Annotated in this window: 20 protein-coding genes; 2 read left to right on the top strand and 18 right to left on the bottom strand. The window is 63.5% G+C overall.

Features of this window, described 5'->3' with window-relative positions:
- Positions 1 to 3: 3 nt before the first annotated feature.
- The 10 genes from pufL to C0V73_RS04050 form a co-directional block, all read right to left on the bottom strand.
- The gene (gene pufL / locus C0V73_RS04095; RefSeq protein WP_102018683.1) at positions 4 to 849 is read right to left on the bottom strand and encodes a photosynthetic reaction center subunit L; all 846 of its coding nucleotides are present in this window, start codon (positions 847 to 849) and stop codon (positions 4 to 6) included.
- Between the two features lie 99 nt (positions 850 to 948).
- A complete protein-coding gene (gene pufA / locus C0V73_RS04090; RefSeq protein ID WP_102018682.1) occupies positions 949 to 1,146 on the bottom strand; it encodes a light-harvesting antenna LH1, alpha subunit in 198 nt (65 codons plus the stop codon).
- 12 nt (positions 1,147 to 1,158) lie between these two features.
- Entirely contained in the window at positions 1,159 to 1,380 is a 222-nt protein-coding gene (pufB, locus tag C0V73_RS04085) for a light-harvesting antenna LH1, beta subunit (protein ID WP_006724822.1), read from the bottom strand.
- Positions 1,381 to 1,495: 115 nt separating this feature from the next.
- Positions 1,496 to 1,729 carry a hypothetical protein gene (locus tag C0V73_RS04080; protein ID WP_102018681.1) on the bottom strand — a complete coding sequence of 78 codons (234 nt, stop codon included), beginning with the start codon at positions 1,727 to 1,729 and terminating at the stop codon, positions 1,496 to 1,498.
- A gap of 44 nt (positions 1,730 to 1,773) precedes the next feature.
- A complete protein-coding gene (bchZ, locus tag C0V73_RS04075) occupies positions 1,774 to 3,225 on the bottom strand; it encodes a chlorophyllide a reductase subunit Z (RefSeq protein ID WP_102018680.1) in 1,452 nt (483 codons plus the stop codon).
- Complete coding sequence (gene bchY / locus C0V73_RS04070) at positions 3,219 to 4,715, bottom strand: chlorophyllide a reductase subunit Y (protein WP_245407883.1); 1,497 nt, start codon at positions 4,713 to 4,715, stop codon at positions 3,219 to 3,221. Before bchY ends, bchZ begins: the two co-directional genes overlap by 7 nt.
- A gap of 102 nt (positions 4,716 to 4,817) precedes the next feature.
- Positions 4,818 to 5,825 (bottom strand): chlorophyllide a reductase iron protein subunit X, encoded by a 1,008-nt coding sequence (locus C0V73_RS04065; RefSeq protein ID WP_102018678.1) that lies wholly within the window; start codon positions 5,823 to 5,825, stop codon positions 4,818 to 4,820.
- Positions 5,822 to 6,760, bottom strand: a complete 939-nt coding sequence (gene bchC / locus C0V73_RS04060; RefSeq protein ID WP_102018677.1) for a chlorophyll synthesis pathway protein BchC — start codon at positions 6,758 to 6,760, stop codon at positions 5,822 to 5,824. Before bchC ends, C0V73_RS04065 begins: the two co-directional genes overlap by 4 nt.
- A gap of 113 nt (positions 6,761 to 6,873) precedes the next feature.
- Positions 6,874 to 8,046 carry an acetylserotonin O-methyltransferase gene (locus tag C0V73_RS04055; protein WP_245407862.1) on the bottom strand — a complete coding sequence of 391 codons (1,173 nt, stop codon included), beginning with the start codon at positions 8,044 to 8,046 and terminating at the stop codon, positions 6,874 to 6,876.
- Between the two features lie 28 nt (positions 8,047 to 8,074).
- A complete protein-coding gene (locus tag C0V73_RS04050; protein ID WP_102018675.1) occupies positions 8,075 to 8,941 on the bottom strand; it encodes a polyprenyl synthetase family protein in 867 nt (288 codons plus the stop codon).
- 114 nt (positions 8,942 to 9,055) lie between these two features.
- Here C0V73_RS04050 and crtD point away from each other — a divergent pair, with 114 nt between their 5' ends.
- Together crtD and C0V73_RS04040 are read left to right on the top strand one after the other, a co-directional pair.
- Positions 9,056 to 10,633, top strand: coding sequence for a 1-hydroxycarotenoid 3,4-desaturase CrtD (gene crtD / locus C0V73_RS04045; RefSeq protein ID WP_172450003.1), 1,578 nt, complete (start codon positions 9,056 to 9,058; stop codon positions 10,631 to 10,633).
- Positions 10,634 to 10,701: 68 nt separating this feature from the next.
- On the top strand, positions 10,702 to 11,481 hold the full coding sequence (locus tag C0V73_RS04040; protein WP_245407861.1) for a carotenoid 1,2-hydratase: 780 nt from the start codon (positions 10,702 to 10,704) through the stop codon (positions 11,479 to 11,481).
- Here C0V73_RS04040 and C0V73_RS23025 read toward each other — a convergent pair.
- The 8 genes from C0V73_RS23025 to C0V73_RS04005 form a co-directional block, all read right to left on the bottom strand.
- Complete coding sequence (locus C0V73_RS23025) at positions 11,478 to 11,642, bottom strand: hypothetical protein (RefSeq protein ID WP_172450001.1); 165 nt, start codon at positions 11,640 to 11,642, stop codon at positions 11,478 to 11,480. The two genes, C0V73_RS04040 and C0V73_RS23025, sit on opposite strands and share 4 nt — an antisense overlap.
- Entirely contained in the window at positions 11,635 to 12,801 is a 1,167-nt protein-coding gene (locus tag C0V73_RS04035) for a phytoene/squalene synthase family protein (RefSeq protein WP_102018673.1), read from the bottom strand. Before C0V73_RS04035 ends, C0V73_RS23025 begins: the two co-directional genes overlap by 8 nt.
- Entirely contained in the window at positions 12,798 to 14,369 is a 1,572-nt protein-coding gene (locus C0V73_RS04030) for a phytoene desaturase (RefSeq protein WP_102018672.1), read from the bottom strand. Before C0V73_RS04030 ends, C0V73_RS04035 begins: the two co-directional genes overlap by 4 nt.
- Positions 14,366 to 15,274 (bottom strand): alpha/beta fold hydrolase BchO, encoded by a 909-nt coding sequence (gene bchO / locus C0V73_RS04025; RefSeq protein WP_102018671.1) that lies wholly within the window; start codon positions 15,272 to 15,274, stop codon positions 14,366 to 14,368. Before bchO ends, C0V73_RS04030 begins: the two co-directional genes overlap by 4 nt.
- Entirely contained in the window at positions 15,271 to 17,103 is a 1,833-nt protein-coding gene (locus tag C0V73_RS04020) for a VWA domain-containing protein (protein WP_172449999.1), read from the bottom strand. Before C0V73_RS04020 ends, bchO begins: the two co-directional genes overlap by 4 nt.
- Positions 17,096 to 18,133, bottom strand: coding sequence for a magnesium chelatase ATPase subunit I (gene bchI, locus C0V73_RS04015; protein WP_102018669.1), 1,038 nt, complete (start codon positions 18,131 to 18,133; stop codon positions 17,096 to 17,098). The genes C0V73_RS04020 and bchI overlap by 8 nt, the downstream gene beginning before the upstream one ends.
- A 140-nt stretch (positions 18,134 to 18,273) precedes the next feature.
- Complete coding sequence (locus C0V73_RS04010) at positions 18,274 to 21,462, bottom strand: efflux RND transporter permease subunit (RefSeq protein WP_102018668.1); 3,189 nt, start codon at positions 21,460 to 21,462, stop codon at positions 18,274 to 18,276.
- Between the two features lie 53 nt (positions 21,463 to 21,515).
- Entirely contained in the window at positions 21,516 to 22,493 is a 978-nt protein-coding gene (locus C0V73_RS04005; protein ID WP_102018667.1) for an efflux RND transporter periplasmic adaptor subunit, read from the bottom strand.
- Between the last annotated feature and the right edge of the window lie 2 nt (positions 22,494 to 22,495).

Genomic DNA, 22,495 nt, shown 5'->3' with positions numbered 1-22,495 from the left:
CCCTCAGTTCCAGATCGGCAGCGTCAGCCACCAGTTCCACCATTGCGGCCAGCCTTGGTTCCAGAACGGTCCGCTGATGACGATGCAGACGGCGCTCCAGAAGCCCGCGTTGAGCGCCAGGATCAGGCCGAGGCGGTGGATGCCCAGCGTTCCGATCGAGTAGCCAATGATGTCGCGGAAGAATGTGTCTTCGTATTCCGGCGTCTTCACCTCGGCCTGCTTGCCGGCTTCGGTGATCGATGCACCTGGATTGGCAGCCGACAGGATAAGGCCGCCATGCAGGGAGAGCGCTAGCGTCGTGGTGAAGAAGAAGGTCACCGCGATCATATGCGCCGGATTATAGTGGAAATGCAGGTACTGGTAGCCGACGTTCGACACCCAATCCAGATGGCTGAAGATGCCGTAGGGAAAGCCATGACCCCAGGCGCCGAGCAGCAGCGGACGGAAGACGACGAGCGTCGCGTAGGCGAAGATCGCGAAAGAGAATGCGAAGGGTACGTGGTAACCCATGCCGAGCTTGCGGCAGATTTCCACTTCGCGCAGTGCCCAGGATATGAAGGCACCGAGCGCGCAGACGGTGACGATCTGCCAGAGGCCGCCTTCCTTCAGCGGCGCAAGTGCCAGGCCGTAGGACAGGTCCGGTGGTGCAATCGAGATTTGCCAGATGTTCCATGTCGGGCCAAGGGCCGCGCCATAGATCAAGAGTGCCGTCCCGAGTGTGGCAAAGAAGGCCGTCGTGACGCCGAAGAAGCCCACATAAAACGGGCCTACCCAGAAATCGAAGAGATCGCCTCCGAGCAGCGTCCCGCCTCGTACGCGATATTTGCGTTCAAAACTCAGCAGCGCCATGTTCGTTTCCTCCAGAGGTGATCAGCCAGGCGGCGTTGTCGGGTCATGCCGTTTGGCGGCGGGCGAGACCGAGGTGCCGCCCGCTGCCGTCTTGGTTCTTCAGCCAATGAGCCGGAGATCCACGCCTTCAGAGAGGGAATGCTCCAGGGAACTGGTCGTGAGGGGCTTGCCCTCCAGCCAGTTGAAGCGTTCCGTGCTCAGCAGGATGAAGTGGATCAGGATCGCAAGCGTGAACAGGAATACAGACAGTGCAACCAGCGCTTTGCGCGGGTCGAACATAAGCCAGACTCTCCACATATCGCGTCCTCCTCAGGTCAACATCGGCAGAAGCGTGAGAGCCGTCTGGTTAATGCCCTCGAGAGAGCTGTAACCTTCCGGACCCGGGATCCAGGGACGCCACATCCAGACCAAGATATGCGCGACGATGGCAATCGCCGTGAATATCATGAAGCCTTGGATGAAGAATCCATGGACCTCGCGCGCTTCGCTTTCGGTCAGACCCGAAAGCGAAACATTTGATGTTTCAGCCATCAAATTCACCTCCTAGTCTCGAACACCGCGGCGCCCCCGCGGCGGGGTTTCGGCAGGGTCTCAATGAACCTGCCGGGTTTCTGCCAGTGTCGAGAACACCGGCAAACGGATCGGGTCACGCGTGGAAGGCGTAACCGGCAGCTGCGTAGGCCGAGGAGCGAGCCTCGGCGAAAATCGATTGGTCGGGGCGCTCGGCCGCGTCCTCGGCATGCCCGGCAAGCCTCGACGTCAAGGCGGCGCACAGGCACAGCGGATAAAGGAGCAGGTAGAGACGCCGCATGTTCTGGCGCTCGGACTGGCGGTCGCGATGTCGACGCAGGTCCTGATCGGATCGGGTTGCAGTGATCATGGCTTCACCTCCAGTTGTCCCGTTGATGGGTGTCGTTCCCTCGCTCATGCATAGGCTCCCTCAAGGCGGGCGGCCGTCTCGACATGATGGCGGGTCACTTCGTGGTCTTCGGCCCGGCGCGCCTCACGCTCCGCCGCTTCCCTCAGCCGCTTGGCGGCCGAGATGCGCACGAGCACAGGCTCGTTGCCGATGAATGTTTCGAGCGATGCCTGGGCATCGGACTGCCAGGCCATCTCGCTGCGCGGACGGGCTGTTGTCGCTTCGATCGCGTCGAGTTCTCCGGCGCGCGGCAGGATGTCGAACAGCATGTCGAAGAGCGCGTTGCAGACTTCCTGGATCAGCCAGGCCGCGCCCGAATAGCCCATGACAGGCGTACCGGGATGGCGACGAACGATGGCGCCGGGATAGGAGAGCTGCACGAACTTGCCGCGGGCACCGCGCTCGGCCATGTACATGCGCTCGTTGAACGAGCCGAACATGATCATCGGCGGCTTCTTGGCTGTCAGCTCCGCGACCTCGATGTTGTCGGTCTTCGATCCGGCCTTGCGGGGGATCGCGAAGTTGCAGGGCAGGCCCATTTCCTCCTCGAGGAAATTCCGGATGCCGCGCACATAGGTCTCGTTTGCGACGATCGCGAAGCTTGCGGTGGCGAAAAAGTCCTGGGTGACGGAGCGCCAGAGATCCCAGAGCGGCTTCAACGTCGTGTGCTTTTCCTTCAGAATGAAGGGTTCGGGGTCGAGCCCGAGCATGTCGCCGAGTTCGCGCAAGAAGGCCGTCGTCGAATGAATGCCGATCGGGGCCTGCAGATAAGGGCGGTCGAGCGTCTCGCAGAGCAGACGGCCGAACTCGCGGTAGAGGCAGATATTGGCATCGGCATCGGCAAGCTTGCGCACGTCTTCGAGGTGGCTGCCCAGCGGGAAGACCATGTTGATCTCTGCACCCATCCCCTCGACGAGGCGGCGGATCTCGGCGAGATCCGATGGCATGTTGTAGGTGCCGTAGATTGGGCCGATGATGTTGACGCGGGGCTTGGCGCCGTCCGGGCGCCGGCGCGGAGCCGGCACCTTGCCACCCTTCGGGCCGAATTCGGTCCAGAGCCATTTCAGCGCGCGGTCGGCGCTCTGCCACTGGTCTTCGTCGATGGTGCGCGGCAGGAAGCGGACGATGTTGGAGCCTTCAGGGGTCACGCCGCCACCGATCATTTCGGCGATCGAGCCGGTAACGACGACAGCTGGCAGGTCGGGGTCGAGCGCGAGACGCGCCCGCTTCATGGCCCCTTCAGTGCCGTGCTGACCAAGCTCGTCTTCCGACAGGCCGGATACGACGATCGGCAGCTCATGCGGTGGCAGGGCGTCCGTATAGTGAAGGACGGAGGTGACGGGCAGGTTCTCGCAGCCAACAGGGCCGTCGATAATCACCTGCAGGCCCTTGATCGCGGTGAAGGCATAGACGCTGCCCCAGTAACCGCCAGCTCTGTCGTGGTCGAGGATCAACATCCGACGCTCTCCCCATTGTCGACGGCGTTGCGGGACTGCTTGACCTTGGCGGCGAACTTTTTGCGATAGGCGCTGCGGTCTTCGGGCACGTTTTCCCAGATGCCGGCACCCTCACCTTTGCCGACGCCCTCGAAGAAGGCGTTCATGGCGAGGAAGCGGTCCTTGTTGCCGATGGCGGCATTGATGACCGCTGGCAGCGAGGCAACGCCGGCCGGACCCATGAGCGGGCGGGCGGAAATCAGGTTGGTGAAGTAGAGGGCAGGGGTCGCTGCCTCCTTCGCCTTCTGCACGACGGGGGTCGTGCCGATGGCGAGGTCCGGCTTGAATTCATGGAAGGCGGCGAGGTCCTGCTCCAGCGAGGCGCGGAAGCGCAGCTCCACACCATGCGCGGAAAGCCACTCGGCATCCTCGCTGTTGTAGGGGGTCTTCGGACAGGCTGTCCCGACATAGCGGAGGTCGGCGCCAAGTTCCACGAGCAGTCGGGCAACCAAGAGTTCGGAGCCTTCATAGCCGGAGAGCGTGATGCGACCGTTGATCCTGTGTTCGGCAAGGGCCGCCTTGATCGCGCCGCGCATCGCGTTGCGGCTGATATTGGTCTTCGCCTCTGGAACGTTGCAGCTGTCGCCTATCGCCTTCAGCCAGGCATCGGTGCCGTCGACGCCGACAGGTGCCGAGCCGACGATCGGGCGGCCGGCCGCCTGGAATTCGCGGATGCTCGCCGTGTAGAAGGGATGGATTGCGGCCACAGCGGCGCAGTCGAGAGCGGAATAGAGCTCGCGCCATTCGCGGATGGGAACGGTCGGGCCAGCGGCCAGGCCCATCGGCTCCAGCATGCCGCCGATGACGACGGGATCGACCGGGAACATTTCGCCGAGCAGGGTGACGGTGGGTCTGTCTTTCAGCCCGCCGCGCGGGCGCTGGACCGGGCCTTCGCCGATTTCCTGGCGGGCATAGGCGAGCATCGCGCCTGAAAGAACGTCTTTCGCTTCCGCATGGGTCGGAACGCCGAAGCCGGGGACGTCGATGCCGACGATGCGCACACCATCGATTTCGCGCGGCAGCATGCGGAGCGGGACGCCAGAGGCCGAGGGGACGCAGAGATTGGTGACGACGACGGCATCGAACTTGGCCGGATCCGCCATTTGGTGCACGGCCTCGACGATGTCCTCATAGAGCTTGCCGGTGACCAGGGTCTCCGAGCTGAAAGGCACATAGCCGACGGAGCGCTTGGCGCCGTAGAAATGCGAGGTAAAGGTCAGGCCGTAGACGCAGCAGGCAGAACCCGAGAGGATCGTGCCGACGCGGCGCATGCGAAGGCCGACGCGCAGAGAGCCGAAGGCCGGGCACATGGATTGCGGCTGATCGTGTGGACCCTTCGGGTAGTCGGCTTCGAAGCGATCCACCAACTCGCCCTGACCGGCCGCACGGGCAGCCGCTTTGGAAAGTTCCACGCCGCCATGGCAGCCGATGCCGGATGGCTCACCCGTCATGCCGTCTGCAAGGACGGCGGCATCGTTGCCGACGGGAGAGATCCCGTTGGCGTCGTCCGGCTCGATTTCCTTGCGAAGGTCATCCATAATGGTCACCTGATCTCACACGTTGTCGTAGACGACTTCCAGCGACGGCCGTTTCAGCGCGCCTGTGGCGCACATGTCTTCCGGCAGGGCTGGTTGGAGCTTGTAATCGGCGCCCGTTTCGCTGGCGTCGAAGAGACCGAGCAGGCCATCCTGATCGAGCGGTTTGGGGAGGATCGGCGGCGCTTCGGCCAGGTTGATGGACAGCGCTTCGAAAAGCGGTCCCCAATGGCTCTCATGCGTGCCGATGATCTGGTAGTTGGCGCTCTTGCGGCGGATGTCGTCGTCCTGCGGGATCGAGGCGAGCACCGGGATGCCAACTGCGTCCGCAAAGGCCTGGGCTTCACCCGTGCCATCGTCCTTGTTGATGACGAGGCCGGCCACGCCGACATTGCCGCCGAGATTGCGGAAGTATTTCACGGCCGAACAGACATTGTTGGCGACATAGAGCGATTGCAAATCGTTCGAGCCGACGACGACGACCTTCTGGCACATGTCACGGGCTATGGGCAGGCCGAAGCCGCCGCAGACCACGTCGCCGAGGAAGTCGAGCAGGATGAAGTCGAAGTCCCATTCATGGAAGCCGAGCTTTTCCAGTGTCTCGAAGCCGTGGATGATGCCGCGACCACCGCAGCCGCGACCAACTTCCGGTCCGCCGAGTTCCATGGCGAAGACGCCGTCACGCTTGAAGCAGACGTCGGAGATCGAGACTTCCTGGCCGGCTTCCTTGCGGCGTGAGGCCGTCTGGATGATGGTCGGGCAGGCGCGGCCGCCGAAGAGCAGCGAGGTGGTGTCGCTCTTGGGGTCGCAGCCGATCAGCAGGACTTTCTTGCCGAGCTGGGCCAGCATGTAGGAGAGATTGGCGAGCGTGAAGCTCTTGCCGATGCCGCCCTTGCCGTAGATCGCGATGATCTGCGTGTCCTTGGTGACTTTGCCGGTGGCCGGGGCATCGGGTTCGATGGCGGCTTCTTCGCGGAGGTTTTCCTGCAGGCGCTCCAGTCCGTCCTGTGCGAGGTCGAGGCTCATGCGGCTTTCCTCCAGTCGATAATCATTTTCAGGCAGTCGGGGTCGTTGAATGCAGTCCGGTAGGCCGAAGCCGCATCGGACGGGGCAGAATGATGGGTGATGAGACCGCCCAGCGAGAGGCTGCCAGCATCGACCAGAGCGAGAACCGCCTCGACGTCGGTCGAGTTGAATTCGGCGGCGATGGCGATCGAGGCTTCCTTCATGAAGGCGGCCGGGAAGGCAAAGTCGATGCGGCTCCCGTAAAAGCCTGCCAGGACAAGTTCGCCGCGGCGATTGAGTTTCGCGATAGCCTTGTCGATCACTGCAGCGTCGCCGCTTGCATCGATGATCACGTCGTGGCGCTGATCGCTGTCGCTCCCAGGCGCGGCAACAACGTAGCCGTTAGCACCGGTGCGGCGGGCTGCCCGTGTTTCCCAGACGATCGGTGCGGGCTGTCCGGTGGCGACAATGATGCGGGCGATCAGACGTCCTAGGACGCCGTGGCCGATGACGAGTGATGCGGGGCGTGTCGAGCGACAGACGGCATGGTGCGCCGTTGCAGCGAGTGCCAGAAGTGCCGCTTCTTCAGCCTGTTCAAAATTCGTCCGGACCGTACGGGCACCCGGCACGACGAGCCGTGCGGCGCTGGCGCCAAAAAGTCCTGCGGCATCCGCATAGCAATTTGCGCCCGGTACGAAGACCTGGTCGCCGACAGCGCGCCCCGATGTTTCACCGGCTTCGATGATGGTGCCGACAGTTTCATAGCCTGGGACCAGCGGATAACGCATGCCGGGGAATGCGGGCATCGTGCCTTCGTACAGCATCTTCTCAGTCCCGCTGGAGACGCCGCTGAACCGGGACTCCACAACCACGTCCAACGCTTCGGGCGCATTCAGCGCCAATCGCCTGACGGCGAGCGTTCCTGGTTTTTCGAAGACGATGGCTGCGCTGTGCATTGTCGCGCCCTCCCCGGACACGGGATGCCTTCTGCTCCCAAATGTCATATTAAGATTACGCTTCTGAGTGTCAATCTAAATTTACACAAAGCGATAGTGAGATCACCGATCATTCACCGTTGTGCAATGACAATCGTTGCCAGCAGGGGATTTCCGGTCGTGACCGCCTTGGCGTTCCGGAACCCGCAGCGGGCCAGGAGCGCGCTGATTTCCACGGACGACCGGCAGCGTCCGGAGCCCATGGCGGCGAAGTAGGTCCCGAAATAGATGGCCGCGAGATTCGCGCCTTCGCTGTCTCCCGCCATAGCTTCCGCCACGACCAGGCGCGTTCCAGGCGAAAGGTGCCGGTGGAGATTGGTCAGGATCTTGATGACCCGATCATCGTCGTGGTCGCAGAGAATGCGGACCAGCGTCACGCAATCATGGTCGCCAGGTAGCGGATCCGAAGTGAAATCGCCGGGAGACAGCGTGCAGCGCTCAAGTATGCCGCGTTCGCGCAGATGACGCAGGGCGAGGTCGGTGACTGCGGGCAAATCGAAGAGCGCCAGCCTCAGCTGCGGATGACGTTCGCCGAGCGCGCCGAGAAAGGCCCCTTCACCGCCACCGACGTCGAGCACCGATCGGTATTGGCCGAAGTCGTGCGCCGCCAGGATGCAGTCTGCCAGCATGGCCTGGCTTTCGCGCATCAGCGCCGAGTAGGGTGCGACGAGTTCGTTGTCGATCTCTGCGGGATTGCTCCCCCGGACATAAGCCCAGTAGCGGCGGAGTTCGGTGTCGCGCAGATCGCCGCGCCAGAAGGCGGCGGCATCGGTGAGATCCCGATACAGCATATTGTGGTGCTTGATCATCTCGCGCAGCCCACGATCGGTGGCAAGGACGGTGCCGGCGTCGGAGAGCATCCACAGATCGGGCCCGGCGCTGATCACAAGATCGAGCCGTTTTGCCTGGTCGAGCAAGCGCCGCATGGCATCTGGCGCCATGTTGCAGCGTGTCGCCATCTGAACGGTGGTAAGAGCCTTGCCGTCGAGAGCCTCGAAGAGGCCGAGCTGCACGCAGGCGGACAGGATTTGTGTGTGTACAAAACCGCTTGTCAGCCGGAAAAGCTGGTTCGCCTTCGCGTTCGCGACCATCCGCAGAAGAGGCAGTCGGGAGACCAGTGCACGAAATCGGGGTGAGCCGATCTGACTGTTTCGCCATAGCCGCATCCTGATCGATAGCGACCGGAGAATACCTGGCATCTGGCGTGGGCTATCCACGGCGTTGCCGATCGGCGGGCTGGCCTTCAAGCCTCTTCCGCCGCCGGTGTCCATGGCGTCACGCAGCGCTGGTTGCGAGCGTCTTCGGCATCAGCCGGGTCGCTTCGTTGCGGATCATCGAGCGGAACGCATCGGCACCCGGGCAGTCCGGCACGCTGTCGACCGCCTCTGCCACCAGACGCTTCAGGCGGGCGAGTGCTGCCTCCAGGCCTATGCTGGCGACGATATTGGGCTTGCCGTTACGGCTGTCCTGACCCGCTGGCTTGCCGGCCTCCGATTGTCCGACGGCATCATAGAGGTCGTCTGCCACCTGATAGGCGGCGCCGAGTGCATCTGCCAGCACCAGCCATTCGCGTGGATTGCCGCCCGAGGCGATCGCGCCGGTCGATACGGCGCCGCTGAAGAGCGATGCCGTCTTGGCACGGTGATAGGCGGTGATGTTGATTTCCGGTTCGCTCTCCCAGGCCTGACCGGCGACGAGGCCATAAGGGCTGCCCACCGCATTGGCGATGGTTGCGATCAAGGGCGCGGTCAGAAGTGGGGACTGCTGCGTCTCCCGTGCCACCGTCTCGAAGGCGGCGATGATCAGGCCATCCCCGACGAGCAGAGCGATTTCCTCGCCAAACTGGGCATGCACGCTGGGCGAGCCACGCCTTGTCATCGCGTTGTCGAAGCATGGCATGTCGTCATGCACCAGTGACGCGCAATGCAGCAGCTCAATGGCCACGGCAGCACTGTCGGCGGCATTCGGCTCGCGGTCACCGCAGGCGGCCGCGACTGCAAGGCAGAGCCGGGGCCGGATGCGTGCGCCTCCGGGAAATACCGCATGTTTCAGGGCTTTCGCCAGGATCGGCGGACATCCGTTGGCGGTCGCGTAGCGCAGGCTGCGCTGCATGCCGGCTTCGATGCGCTCGGGAAAATCCATCAGGCTCACCTCCAGGGAATGCGCAGTTGTAAATTTTGAACAACTGAATAATGTGTAAATCAAGATTGACACATGTGGACTGTATGTCAACCGGGCAAAGGGAGGAACTTGTCCATGGCAACCGATGATACCGTTGCGGTAATCGGGGCGGGCATGGCCGGCCTTGCTGCCGCCGTGCGGCTGGCGGCTGCCGGATATCGTGTTGTTGTCCTTGAGGCTCAAGCTGAACCGGGCGGCAAGATGCGCCGCGTCGAGGTTGCTGGACATGGTTTCGATGCGGGGCCGACGGTGCTGACCATGAAATGGGTGTTCGACGCACTGTTCGCTGCCGCCGGTCGCTCGATCGACCAGGAGCTCTCGCTCGTTCCGTCCACGGTGATTGCCAGGCACTATTGGCGGGGCGGGGCAGCGCTTGATCTCCATGCCGATCAGCAGGAAACCATTCGCGCCATTGCCGACTTTGCCGGTCGGCGGGAGGCCGAAGGCTATCGGCGGTTCGCGGCGGACAGCCGCCGGACTTTCGAGGTGTTGAAAGATAGCTTCATTGATGCGTCGAGACCCAACCCCGTCTCGCTCTCGCGCCGCATTGGTCTTGCCCGTCCTGGTGCGCTCCTTGCGATCAAGCCCTTCGCGACACTCTGGTCTGCCCTGGGAGGCTATTTTGCCGATGCCCGGCTTCGCCAGCTTTTCGGGCGGTACGCAACCTATTGCGGCTCGTCGCCCTATCTTTCTCCGGCCACGCTGATGCTGGTTGCGCATGTCGAGCAGGAGGGTGTCTGGACGGTGCAGGGTGGTATCCGGGCACTCGCGCAACGGCTCGCAGCTCTGGCCGTCGAGCTTGGCGTGGAGTTCCGATATGGCGATGCCGTCAGCGAGATCGTCATCGATCCATCCAGACGTGCGGTATCAGGCGTCGTGACCCGGACGGGGCGCAAGCTCGATGCGCGGCAGATCATCTACAATGGCGATGTTGCAGCGCTTCCCAGATTGATCGGTGTCCCGCCTCCCGATCCAGTCCGCGCTCAGGCGCAGCGGTCGTTGTCCGCCCTCGTGTCTTGCAGTCTCGCAGAACCTTCCGGCGTGCCGATCGCGCATCATACGGTCTTCTTTTCCGATGATTACGAGCGCGAATTCGAGGCGATCTTCAAACGTCGCGAAGCCCCGTCCGATCCGACTGTCTATCTGTGTGCCCAGGATCGCGATGCCGCAGGTCGGCTCTCAGCGGGGCATGCGGGTACTGAACGTATCTACGCCCTGATGAACCTGCCGGCGGACGGCGATCGCCGTCGTTTCCATGAAAGCGAGGTCAGCACATGTCTGAAGACCATGGAACACCGTCTGGAGCTGAACGGGCTGACGCTCTCCATGAACCCGACGGCGGCGGACATCACGACGCCGGACCGCTTCGCGACCCTCTATCCGGGAACGGGCGGGGCGCTTTACGGGATGGCCTCTCACGGCTGGATGGCGTCCTTCGCGCGACCGGGCTCGGAGGGGCCTGTGCCGGGTCTCTATCTGGCAGGGGGCAGCGTCCATCCGGGGCCGGGCCTGCCGATGGCGGCCCTGTCGGGGAAACTCGCGGCCGAACGGTTGATGGCGGACCGGCCTTTGACCAGGCGGTCCCTGCCGGCGGCTATCACTGGTGGTATGTCGACGGAACGAGTGAATGCGGGCGCTTCGCCTTCACGGTAATCGCCTTCATTGGCTCGGTTTTTTCGCCCTACTATTACTGGGCCGGTCGGAAAACTCCGGAGAACCATGTGGCCTTCAATGTCGCGCTCTATGGGCCGGACGGGCATGCATGGGCGATGACGGAGCGCGCTCAGCGTCACCTTCATCGCGGCAGATCCTTCCTGCAGATCGGCGGGAGTTCCCTGCGTTTCGAAGGATCTGATTTCGTCATCGCCTTCGATGAGGTCTTCCTGCCCTGGCCGGGGCAACGGTGGTTGCCGAAACGCATGCGCGGCGAAATCCGGCTTGCGCCAGCATTCCTGGCGGATCAGACATATCTGCTCGATGCCGCCGGCCGGCATGCCTGGAAGCCTGTTGCGCCATGCGGCCGTGTCACCGTCGCCTGCGACGCCATGAAGGATGGCGGCTGGTCTGGGGACGGCTATCACGACATGAACCATGGCAACCGTCCCCTGGAGGAGGATTTCCAGGGGTGGGACTGGGCACGCGGGACAACGGCCGACGGTCGGACGGTGCTGCTCTACGATTCAGTGCTGGCGAGCGGGGATAATAGACGGTCTGGCCTCGTCTACACCGACAGTGGCGCTGTAAGCCACTTCGAACCACCGGCGCGGCGGCTGTTGAAGCGTGGCTTCTGGGGTGTCGGTGGGGGTGTGGCCTGCGACGAGGGTAGGACGCCTGAATTGCTCGGCGCCTATGAGGACACGCCTTTTTACCGGCGCTCGCTTGTGGAGACGATCATCGCTGGCGACCGGGTCGGGATGATGCATGAGACGCTGGACTGTCGGCGGCTTGCCATGCCCCTGGTCAAGTTGATGTTGCCGTTCCGCATGCCGCGTCGGGGTTAGTCCTTTGCGGCTTCTCCATGGACCTCTCGCTCGGCCTCACGGGCGCGGGCCTCGGCCTTCAGCTTTTCCTTCTTCAGGTCGCGCATCTGCCAGACGTAGAAGGCAATCGCCAGGCTGAAGACAAAGATCGCTTCGATGATTCCGAAATAGTTTTCAAGCAAGGGTCGCCACCTTTTCCCGCGCGGCGCGCCGGCGTTCGCGGGCTTCTGCCCGGGCATCCGCGTGAAGACGCAGAAGTATGTCGGTCACCCGCCCGATCGTATTGTCCTTCGGTGCTTGCAGGGCGGCTGCTGGCTGCTCGGGCTCTGCTTCCCGCGTGGCCCCGCTCAAGGTGACCAGATCCCGTGCGACGATTTCTGTCGAGGCATGCAGATCGCGCACCGCCGTTGCCGTCCATCTGCTGTCCTCGCCTCTTGCTTTGATCATGAGGCCGATCTTCTTGCCAAGGCCAGTGGTCGCGCGCCTCGAGACGCTGTCGTAGTCGTTGGCTGCGATATCCTCGCCGATTGCCTCGTAGACGAGGGCAGCCGTGCGGATCGCGTGTCGGCAGGGCTTCGGCAGGCAGCGAATGCCGGCATGGCCGAGCCGATAGTGGCGGGCTGCCTCGTCGAGCAGACGCTGAACTACCACTCCCAATGCTTCGCTGTGTTGCGGGTTGCGCAAAAAGGCTGCTCCATCGATCCCGTGTTCGTCGAGCCATTCGAGCGGCAGATAGAGCCTGCCGTTTCTCGCATCTTCGCCCACGTCACGAGCAATATTGGTCAGCTGCATGGCGATTCCTAGGTCTGCGGCGCGGGCAAGAGCAGCCCTGTCGCGCACGCCCATCACGCAGGCCATCATCAACCCGACGCTCGAGGCGACGCAGGTTGCGTAGGCCTTCACGTCCTCGATGGTTTCGTGGCGGTGGCCTTCGAGATCCATGGCGAAGCCATCGAGCAGGGCCTCGACCACCGGCTTGGGGATCGCGTGTTCGTGAACCACACGGGCAAAGGCCCGATCGCAGGCAAAGGGGGCGGGCTCGCCGGCATAGATCAGGTCGAGGCGCTGTCGCAGCCGGAGAAGGGCCGGCATGCCGCTTTTGGGGTCATCGATCAGATCGTCGGAATGGCGGCAGAACGCATAGAGTGCGCGTGCCGCCTGACGGGTGGAGGCGGGCAGCAGCAGGGACGCCAGATGAAAGGATTTCGAGCCGCGCCGGATCGCGGCGGAACACGCCTTTTCATCCTCGTAGTCGCCGGAAAAGCCGTAGTTGAGCGATATCGGGCGGCGGGCGAGGGGACGGGCGAGCATCGGCTCCTGGGCGGTGTCGGACGCGATCATGGGCTTTTCCTCCTTGCCTGGGCTTCCCAGGTTTCGGCCATGATGGTGGCCGGGTCGGGCACGAGATCGGCGACGATGCGTGCCGAGGAGACGACGCCTGGCAGGCCTGCTCCCGGATGGGTGCCCGCGCCGCAGAGGAAGAGGTTGTCGAGTTCTTCGCTCCTGTTGTGCGGACGGAACCAGGCGCTCTGGAAGAGCTTCGGCTCAAGCGCAAACGCGGCCCCCTGCCAGGACAGGAGACGATCCCGGAAATCCAGCGGCGTTGCGATGCGGGAGGTGACGATGTGGCGCGACAGATCGGGCAGAACCGTCTCTTCCAGCCGCTTTTCGATCTTGCGCCGGTAATGTTCGGCCGTCTCTGTCCAGTCTGTCCCACTTGCGAGGTTCGGGACCGGGCTCAAGACGTAGAAGGCATCACAGCCCGCCGGTGCCAGCGATGGGTCGCTCGCTGTCGGGCGATGCAGGTAGAGACTGAAGTCTTCGGCGAGGCGGTGCTTCCTGAAGATGTCGTCGAGCAGCCCCTTGTAACGGGGGCCGAAAAGCATGGTGTGATGCAAGACATCGTCATACCGGCGGCTGGTGCCGAAATACCAGACGAAGAGGCTCATCGAATAGTCGCCGCGGGCGAGCTTTGCGTCGGTCCAGCGGCGGCGGGGGTGGGCCTTCAACAATTCCCCGTAGGTGGTGGCAGGATCGGCATTGGACACCACGATGTCTGCGGCGATCCGCTCGCCGGACGCCAATCTGACGCCGGTTGCCCGGCTGCCTTCGGTTTCAATCTCGACGACTGTCTCCTGGAGCCGGATGCGGCCGCCATTGCGGGTCACCAGCGATGCGATGCCGCGCACGAGGGCATTGGTGCCCCCGAGCGCGTAATGCACGCCGTATTTCCCCTCGAGATGGGCAATCAGGCAATAAAAGGAGGTGGCGGAAAACGGGTTGCCGCCGATCAGCAGCGGATGAAACGAAAAGAGCGTGCGCAGCTTGTCGCTGCGAAAGTGTTTTGAGACCACCGAATAGACCGAGCGATAGCCGCCCAAGCGGACGAGGCGGGCCAGCGTCTTTGCGGTGAAGAGCAGGCTGTGGAAGGGCTTGTGCGCGAGCTGCTCAAAGGCGACCTCGTAAATGCGGCGGCTCTCGTCAAGGAAGCTGCGGTAGCCGGCGACATCCTTTGGCTCGATTTTTGCGATCTGGGCTTCCATCGCCTCGCGGTCGCCGGAATAGTCGAAGACTGTGCCGTCATCGTAACGCACGCGATAAAAGGGCGTGTTGGGGTGGAGGTCCACATCGTCGCTCAGCCTGCCGCCGCAGTCGCGCCAGAGGTTTTCGAAGAGCCAGGGAGCCGTGATGATTGTGGGGCCGGCGTCGAAGGTGAAGCCGTCCTGCCGATGCGCATAGGCGCGTCCGCCGGGCTCATCGAGCGGATCGAGGATCGTGACGCGATAGCCCCTGGCACCCAGCAGTGCGCCTGTGGTGAGCCCGCCGACGCCGGCGCCGATGATGACGGCGTGCGGCCTGTTGTCGGCGGGTGGGGTTTTCGGTTTGGGAAAGCGGCCTGCGATGTTCATGCTGCATCCGCTCCGTTGGATTTCTGTTCGCTCATCACCTCGTCGAGCCACTTGGCGACCTCTGCTGCACGGCATTCGTGCAAGAGGTGGCCGCCCCGCTCGGTGAGGATCAGCCGACTGCCCGAGGCTTGTCGCGCTGCATGGCTGGAATTGGCGATCGGCACCATCGGGTCATCGCGGGCGGCGATCAGCGTCATGGGGAAGGCAAGGCGGCGCAACGTTGCGTCGAACCGGGTCAGGTCCCAGGCGGCCATCATGCCGAGTGCGCCCCGCACATGGGCGGGCGAGGCGAGCAGCATGCGATAGATCGCCTTGCCCTCTTCGTCGATCGCTGAGCCTGTCGCCGTCAGCAGATTGCCGCCGAGAGGGGTTGCGCGCGCCAGCATCGAAAACATCGATGCTGAAAAGGGATTGGCAAAAAGCGCCTTGGCGAGCGGTGAAAACAAGGCGTTTCCGCGGATCGGCAGGAAGGCGCCGTTGATGCCAATGACGTGGCGCGGGACGGCCGAGGCCTGATCGGCTGCCAGTGTGACCGCGATCGCAGCGCCTGCGGAGTGTCCGAGAATGACGGCCGGGCATCGTTCGAACGTTCCGAGGAGTTCGCTGAGCGCCCTGACCATGCCCGGGAGCGAAAGGTCGGCGGATCCGCGAGGCCGGGTAAAGCCATGGCCAGGCAGGTCTGGGGCAACAATTCGAAAGCGGCTCGAGAGAAGGGGGATGATGTTGCGCCAGGAATGCGAGGCGGCGCCCGTCCCATGCAGAAGCAGGATGATGGGTGCGTTATCAGGTCCGGCGATCTGCACGTGCCAGTCGAAGGATGCCGTCTGCACGAAGCGGCTCGCGCTGCGATGGGGCCAGTTGCGACCATCCGTTTGCCAGTCCAACCGCTCGCGCCCGCTCATCATGTGCGACCCTCCCGCATGGAAAGATCGACCAGGTGCGACACGCGGCCGGCATCGGCCTGCCGCAGTACATGCAGGTCGGCGCCCAGCATCCGGGCGAGGTTCGTTACGCTTTCGCGGGGTCGCCGTGCGATGTCGATGCAGATGGTGCGCGTCTGCCGGCTCTTGCATGTCGCGGCAAGGCGCGTGAGTTCTTCTGCGGCAAGCGTGCGGTCCGCTGTGCCATCGAGTGCGATGTTGCCGCTGCCGTCCGTCAAGAGGACCAAGACTGGACTACCACCTCGGCGCTCGACCAAAAGGGCCAGTTCCAGTCCTGCCTTAAGGCCGGCTGCCAGTGGTGTCGGGCCGCCGCCGGGAAGCCCGGCGAGCTTGCGCTTGGCGGCGGTCAAGGAGCGTGTCGGGGGGAGAAGCAGGTCCGCACCGGTGCCCCTGAACGCAATCAGGGCGACTTCGTCGCGGCGGACGTAGCAGCGGGCTAGCAATTGTTCGATGGCGCCCTTGGTTTCTCCGAGACGTTCGAGCGCGGTCGAGCCGGAGGCATCGACGACAAAGATCGCCGTCGATGGTGCCGCGTGGCGCAGACGCACATAGCGGAAATCGTCGCGTGTGACGAAGGCGCGTGGGGTCGTCGTTTGCCCTGATGGCGTCGTGCCAGGCACGCTGAGGGCGCGGCGTTGTGCAGCCCTGATCTTCTGGAAAGGCGCTGCCGCGCGCAGGGTTGCGACAATGTCCGGCCGGGCCTCCGCATGGGGTGGAGCAAGGCCGATGCCGAAGGGCCGCCCGCGCCTTGCATTCTTGCGAACACCACCGGATTTGCCTGCAAGACCAGAACTGCGCGTCGGACGCAGGCAGATCGATAGCCAAGGGTCGGCCGAAAGCGTGCCGGCCTGAACTGCTGCCAGCATTTCGGTCAGGTCGTCCAGATGCGACGGTGTAGTGGTATCGGCTTCCGGCTGCGACTCCACCGCGTCTGTCGTGGGCGTAGTTTCTGCGGGTGCTTGGTCGCACTGCTCGGGCGGCGAAGCTTCTGCTTCTTCCGGTGGCTGTTCGCTCACCGGAGAAAGACGTATGCCGAGGCAGAGGCGAAGGGCTGTCAGCACATCGCTTTCCGCGACTGCTGCCCGATCATCACGGCAGGCAAGCAGCCGGGCGGTGCGCACAAGGTGGCCGAGGATCCGCGGCGAGCGGTGGCCTGTGCTCAAGGAGAGGGCAGCAAGCCCCTTCAGCAATCGGTCGTCGATCGTGACGTTGCGCCAGGCCCCACGCGGTTGGGGCAGGGCTGCGCCTTCTGGCAGATTGCTTTCTACGTGGTGCCAACCGATGCCATCGAGATCGACGCGAAGGGCGAGGCGGTCGCCGATGAGGCCGGACAAGGGCGCCTCGTCATCAAGGGATTCGTCCAGCGCAATCACCAGATGGCCGGATGCCGCGGGTTCGTCCATGCCTCGGGCGACCAGCGCTGCTATCGCGGGATCCAGGCGCTCGGCCATGGGGATCAGGAGAACGCCGCCTTCGGCTCGCGCCAGAAGGCCAGGCTGGCGCACCAGATGTCCCAGTTTTGCGGTTGCTGCGAGATCGACACCGCCAATCAGGTTGGCGATCGAGGTTCCCGGCGGCAGTCGTGTCCAGGACGGCCCGCTGCCCAGCTGCTGTTGCAGTCTTTCGAGGAACAGGTCACGCACGCCGCCTGCACGTCCCTTTAGCCAAAGACCTCCGATGCCGGACCGGCCGATACAGAGCAGCTCGATTGTCAGAAGGGCGTCGGCCCAAAGCTCCGAACCTCTGATGTCGAGTGCCTGTTCGAAGGCTTCGTGGGGGCCGAGTTCAGCCATGGGCGTTGTTGTCGGTGATGGTTGCGAGCGCGCGTTCCACCCTTGGGCTGGACCCGGCGTCGTCGAGCGGGTCGCGGCGCAGGCGATGGCAGAGCACCATCGGCGCAATTTCCGCGACATCGTCCCAGGTCACGAGCTTGCGGCCTGCAAGGGCGGCTGCCGCGCGGCTTGCCCGCATCAGCGTCAGCTCGCCTCGCATGCCATCGATCCCGAGCCTCAGACAGAGCTGCGACATGCGCATGACCACATGATCGGGGATCTCGATCTGGCGAATGATCTTGCGGGCTGCAACGACGCGGCGGCCGATCGTGGCGTCGCGCTTGGCCCAGAGCCTGACAAAGGCCGCTGGGTCTGTCTCATAGGCGTCGCGGCGGCGGATGACTTCAATGCGTTGGTCAAGGTCATCGATGGTGCGGACATCGACTGACAGACCGAAGCGATCGAGCAATTGCGGTCTAAGATCGCCTTCTTCCGGATTGCCGCTGCCGACGAGGACGAAGCGTGCGGCATGGCGGATGCTCAGGCCCTCACGTTCAACGACATTGACACCGGAGGCAGCTGCATCGAGCAGGAGGTCAACAAGATGATCCTCCAGCAGGTTGATCTCGTCAATGTAGAGGAAACCCCTGTTGGCGGCGGCGAGCAGGCCTGGCTCGAAGTGCTTTTCGCCTGCCACGAGTGCCTTTTCGATGTCGAGCGAGCCGCAGACACGGTCTTCTGTCGCGCCGAGTGGCAGGTCGATCATCGGTGCCCGATGTTTGACGATCGGCGGGGCTTTCAAACCTGATGCCGGATTGCAGACGGTGCAGGCGGATTGGGGTTCGGCGGGCAGGCAGTTGTAGCGGCAGCCGGTGCGCGTTTCGATGGGCGGTAGCAGTTCGGTCAGGGCCCGGACCGCTGTCGATTTTCCCGTGCCGCGATCGCCGAAAATGAGGACCCCGCCCAACAGAGGTTCGACCGCTGCCATCAGGAGAGCCTTCTTCATGTCCTCCTGTGCCACGATGGCAGCGAATGGGAAGGGTTGGGCCATAGGTCTGCCTCAGTTCAAGTGTAAAATTTAGTTTACACTTTTTGATGTCTCTTTGAAGAGGGTTTGTCGAGAATCTTGTGCCCCAACGCAAATGGCCGCGCTTGCGGGCGCGGCCATGCGTTTCCGATCCTGTTCTGCTTTCAGGTCCGCAGCACCCGGTAGATCGCCGGAATGACTAGCACCGTCAGCAGCGTCGAGGAGATCAGGCCGAAGAGTAGCGAGATCGCCAGGCCCTGGAAGATGGGGTCTGTCAGGATGACTGCGGCACCGATGATAGCGGCGAGCGCCGTCAGCAGGATCGGCTTGAAGCGGATCGAGCCTGCCTCGATCAGCACGTCCGTCAGCGTCTTGCCGGTGTGATCGGCATGGCGGATGAAATCCACCAGCAGGATCGAATTGCGGACGATGATGCCGGCAAGCGCAATGAAGCCGATCATCGAGGTGGCCGAGAAGGGCGCGCCGAAGAGCCAGTGACCTCCGAGGATGCCGATGAAGGTCAGCGGCACGGGTGTGAGGATCACCAGCGGCACCTTGAACGACCCGAACTGAGCGACCACGAGGATGTAGATGCCCAGCAGCGCGATCATGAAGGCGGCGCCCATGTCGCGGAAGGTCACCCAGGTCACTTCCCATTCGCCATCCCAGAGAAGCGTTGCCTCGTCCTCGTTGGTCGGCTGGCCGTTGAGGGAGATCACCGGCTTGGGAAGGCCCGACCAGTCCTGCGCATCGATCGCTTCCTGCACGGCGAGCATGCCGTAGAGGGGGGCCTCGAAATCGCCAGCCAGTTCGGCGGTTACCAATTCGGCATTGATGCCGTTGTGGCGGAAGATGGGGAGTGTCGTCTTTTCGTCGATGACCCGCACGACATCGCCGAGTTCGACCACGCCCTTGTCGCCGGGTAAGACATTGGCTGGCATCGGGGTCGAGAGGAAGCGCTCGTCGATGACCTTGTCACCCTTTGCCCGCTCCAGGCGGATCGGGATCGGCGGGCGGCCATCACCGCGATGCGAGTAGCCGATGGTTTTGCCATTCGACAGGATCGCGATCGTGTCGAAGACATCCCCTTCCTCGACCCGGTAGAATTCCGCGTCGTCGGTGGAGATCACCAGCCGCTTGCGCGGAGCTTCAACACCATAGGAATTGTCGACATCGACGATGAAGGGCACCGAGCGGAAGGCTGCCTCGACCTTGGCTGCCACAGCGCGGCGGATTTCCGGCGTCGGGCCATAGATTTCCGCGAGCAGGGTCGCCATGACCGGCGGGCCCGGTGGAGGTTCGACGACCTTGAGGCTTGTGCCTTCGGGCGTCGGGATCGCTGCAATCTTCTGGCGGATGTCCAAGGCGATAGCGTGGCTCGAGCGGTCGCGTTCCGACTTCGGCGTCAGGTTGATCGCGACGTCTCCCTGATAGGAGGCTGCGCGCATATAGGCGTGCCGCACGAGGCCGTTAAAGTTGAAGGGGGCGGCCGTGCCAGCATGGGTCTGCACGGAGACCACCTCCGGCATGCCGAGGACTGTGCGGCCGACGGCCTGGGCAATGGCATCGGTCGCCTCGACGGACGAGCCTTCCGGCAGGTCTATCGTCACCTGCAGTTCCGACTTGTTGTCGAAGGGCAGGAGCTTCACCGTGACATGCTTGGTGTAGAACAGGCTGAGCGAACCGAGCGTCAGCAACCCGACCAGAGCCAGGAAGATCCAGCTGCGGGTCTTGGTGGCCAGGATGAGGCGGGCGGTCGCGGCATAGAGCCGTCCGAGTTTGCCACCCGTCTCGTGATCCTCATGGGCGTGGACGGGCGCATTGCCCGCGACCTTCAACATGAGCCAGGGGGTAACCATGACCGCGACGAAAAAGGAGAAGATCATCGCGGCCGAGGCATTGGCCGGGATCGGGCTCATATAGGGGCCCATCATGCCGGAGACGAAGAGCATCGGCAGGAGGGCGGCGACGACGGTCAGGGTCGCGACGATGGTCGGATTGCCGACTTCGGCAACGGCCTCGATGGCGCTGCGGCGGCGCGAGCGCTTGTCGCCCATGCCCCAGTGGCGGGCAATGTTCTCGATGACGACGATCGCGTCATCGACGAGAATGCCGATCGAGAAGATGAGGGCAAAGAGCGAGACGCGGTTCAGCGTGTAGCCCATCAGCCACGAGGCAAACAGGGTGAGCAGGATCGTCACGGGTATGACGATCGCAACGACCAGGGCTTCGCGGCGACCGATGGCCAACCAGACGAGCGCGATGATCGACACGGTCGCGAGGGCGAGGTGGTAGAGTAGTTCGTTCGCCTTTTCGTCCGCGGTTTCCCCGTAGTTGCGGGTCACCTGGACATGGATGTCTTCGGGGATCAGCTTGCCTTCCAGGGCTTCGACCCGCGCAAGGATGGTCTCGGCAACCACCACGGCATTGGATCCGGCGCGCTTGGCGATGGCCAGCGTCACCGATGGCACGCGCTCGACAGTCTCCCCGTCCTTGCGCAGGGTTGAAACCAGGGCTTCGCTGGTGTCGGTGGCAAAGTCGATCGTGGCGACATCGCGGACATAGACCGGGCGACCATCGCGGGCGGTCAGCAGCAGGTTGCCGATCTCGGCCGGTGTGGACAGGGTCTCGCCGGCGATCACGTCAATCTGGCGGCTGCTCTCACGGACCTGCGAGGCGGGCATGGCGGTATTGGCGCCGCCGACCTTTCCGGCGAGCTGTTGAAGGGTGATGCCATAGAGCGCCAGCTTTTCGGGCTGTGGCGATATGCGGATGATCTCATTGGTCTCGCCAACAACATAGGTCAGGCCGACATCCTCGACCTTGGCGACCTCGTTGCGAACCTCACGCACGATCCGGGTCAGGTCGTTGGGACCGATATGGCCGCTGGCATCCTTCGTCGGGGAGAAGGTGAGGGTGACGATCGCGACGTCATCGATGCCACGACCGACGACCTTGGGTTCGGCGATGCCGACCGGAATGCGGTCGATATTGGCGCGGACCTTTTCATGAACGCGCAGTACGGCGGTGTCCGATGACGTGCCGACCAGGAAGCGAGCGGTCACCATGACCATGTTGTCCATGGACTGGGAATAGATATGCTCGACGCCGTTGATGCTCTTGACGATGGTTTCCAGCGGCTCGGAGATCAGCTTCTGGGCATCATCAGCGCGCAGGCCGGGTGCCTGGACGATGATGTCGACCATGGGCACGGAGATCTGTGGTTCTTCCTCGCGGGGCAGGGTGAGTAGCGCCACGAGGCCGAAGGCGAAAGCGGCGATCAGGAAGAGCGGTGTGAGCGGCGACTTGATGAAGGCGCGTGTCAGATTGCCGGCAATGCCCAGATTTTTCATCGGGGTATCGTCGTCGGGCTCGCCAGCCCCCGGGGTGTTGTGATTGGGGTTTGTCATTTCGTCACCACGACATCACCGGCGGAAAGGCCGGTCAGGATCTCGGTTTTTGGGGCGCCCTCGAAGGCGATGGTCTCACCGGCGACCACGGCGCGTTCCACGATGGTTTCGCCTTCACGGACTGCAACGAAGTCGATCCCTGCGCGGTTGGTGAGGCTCGCGGTCGGCACCAGCAGCGCCTGGCGCTCGCCGACCGGCAGTTCGACCGGAACGCGGGCTGCAACGAAATCGGTATCGAGACCCTCGACCTCGACATCGGCGGTGACGCGGCCACCTTCGATCTGCGGATAGATTTTCACGAGTTCGCCTTCGAGTGTTTCGCCGCCGGCCTCGATGCGGATCGGCGCGCCCTGGGATAGTTCGTGGGCATGGCGTTCCGGGATCGCGAGCCGGAGGAAGAAGCCGCCACCGGCGATGGTGGCGACGGTCTCGCCGGCCATCACGACAGCGTCGCTGGTCACCGGAACCGAGATGACGCGGCCATCGGAGGGGGCGAGAACCGCTCCTTCCGAGGTCTGCTGCACGAGCAGGGAGCGCTGGGCTTCGGCCTGGCGGACCTGATTGGTGATGACGTCGAGCTGGGTTCTCAACTGGTCGAGGCGCTGAGTGCTGGTGGCACCGCTGCGGACCAGTCTGTCCGCACGGTCGAGTTCGACCTGTGCATCGTTCATCGATGCGTTCAGACCCTGAAGCTGCGCGTCGACCGCCTTGATCTGGAAGTCGATCTTGTCGTCCTTGATATCGGCGATCACGTCGCCGGCCTTGACGAGGTCGCCTTCGGTGACATTCAGCTTCACGACCGTGCCGCCAAGCCTTGCGCGCGCAAGGACGCTGTTGCGCGGCTGGATCTGGCCATAGACCGCCTTCATCTCAGGTATGCTCACGGTCTCAAGCTTGAGATCCGCCGCTTGCGCGGCTGTCAGTCCTGCTGCCGTCACGGCGGCGAAGAGAGCGATGAAGGCGGTATTTTGCATGA

This window comes from Rhizobium sp. TH135 (assembly GCF_002855515.1).
Lineage (GTDB): Bacteria > Pseudomonadota > Alphaproteobacteria > Rhizobiales > Rhizobiaceae > Allorhizobium.
This window is presented reverse-complemented; position numbering and strand designations above follow the sequence as displayed.

Coding starts and splice junctions, on each gene's coding strand:
- pufL (WP_102018683.1), bottom strand. CDS start 849: ATGGCGCTGCTGAGTTTTGAACGCAAATATCGCGTACGAGGCGGGACG.
- pufA (WP_102018682.1), bottom strand. CDS start 1,146: ATGTGGAGAGTCTGGCTTATGTTCGACCCGCGCAAAGCGCTGGTTGCA.
- pufB (WP_006724822.1), bottom strand. CDS start 1,380: ATGGCTGAAACATCAAATGTTTCGCTTTCGGGTCTGACCGAAAGCGAA.
- C0V73_RS04080 (WP_102018681.1), bottom strand. CDS start 1,729: ATGATCACTGCAACCCGATCCGATCAGGACCTGCGTCGACATCGCGAC.
- bchZ (WP_102018680.1), bottom strand. CDS start 3,225: ATGTTGATCCTCGACCACGACAGAGCTGGCGGTTACTGGGGCAGCGTC.
- bchY (WP_245407883.1), bottom strand. CDS start 4,715: ATGACGGGTGAGCCATCCGGCATCGGCTGCCATGGCGGCGTGGAACTT.
- C0V73_RS04065 (WP_102018678.1), bottom strand. CDS start 5,825: ATGAGCCTCGACCTCGCACAGGACGGACTGGAGCGCCTGCAGGAAAAC.
- bchC (WP_102018677.1), bottom strand. CDS start 6,760: ATGCACAGCGCAGCCATCGTCTTCGAAAAACCAGGAACGCTCGCCGTC.
- C0V73_RS04050 (WP_102018675.1), bottom strand. CDS start 8,941: ATGGATTTTCCCGAGCGCATCGAAGCCGGCATGCAGCGCAGCCTGCGC.
- crtD (WP_172450003.1), top strand. CDS start 9,056: ATGGCAACCGATGATACCGTTGCGGTAATCGGGGCGGGCATGGCCGGC.
- C0V73_RS04035 (WP_102018673.1), bottom strand. CDS start 12,801: ATGATCGCGTCCGACACCGCCCAGGAGCCGATGCTCGCCCGTCCCCTC.
- C0V73_RS04030 (WP_102018672.1), bottom strand. CDS start 14,369: ATGAACATCGCAGGCCGCTTTCCCAAACCGAAAACCCCACCCGCCGAC.
- bchO (WP_102018671.1), bottom strand. CDS start 15,274: ATGATGAGCGGGCGCGAGCGGTTGGACTGGCAAACGGATGGTCGCAAC.
- C0V73_RS04020 (WP_172449999.1), bottom strand. CDS start 17,103: ATGGCTGAACTCGGCCCCCACGAAGCCTTCGAACAGGCACTCGACATC.
- bchI (WP_102018669.1), bottom strand. CDS start 18,133: ATGGCCCAACCCTTCCCATTCGCTGCCATCGTGGCACAGGAGGACATG.
- C0V73_RS04010 (WP_102018668.1), bottom strand. CDS start 21,462: ATGAAAAATCTGGGCATTGCCGGCAATCTGACACGCGCCTTCATCAAG.
- C0V73_RS04005 (WP_102018667.1), bottom strand. CDS start 22,493: ATGCAAAATACCGCCTTCATCGCTCTCTTCGCCGCCGTGACGGCAGCA.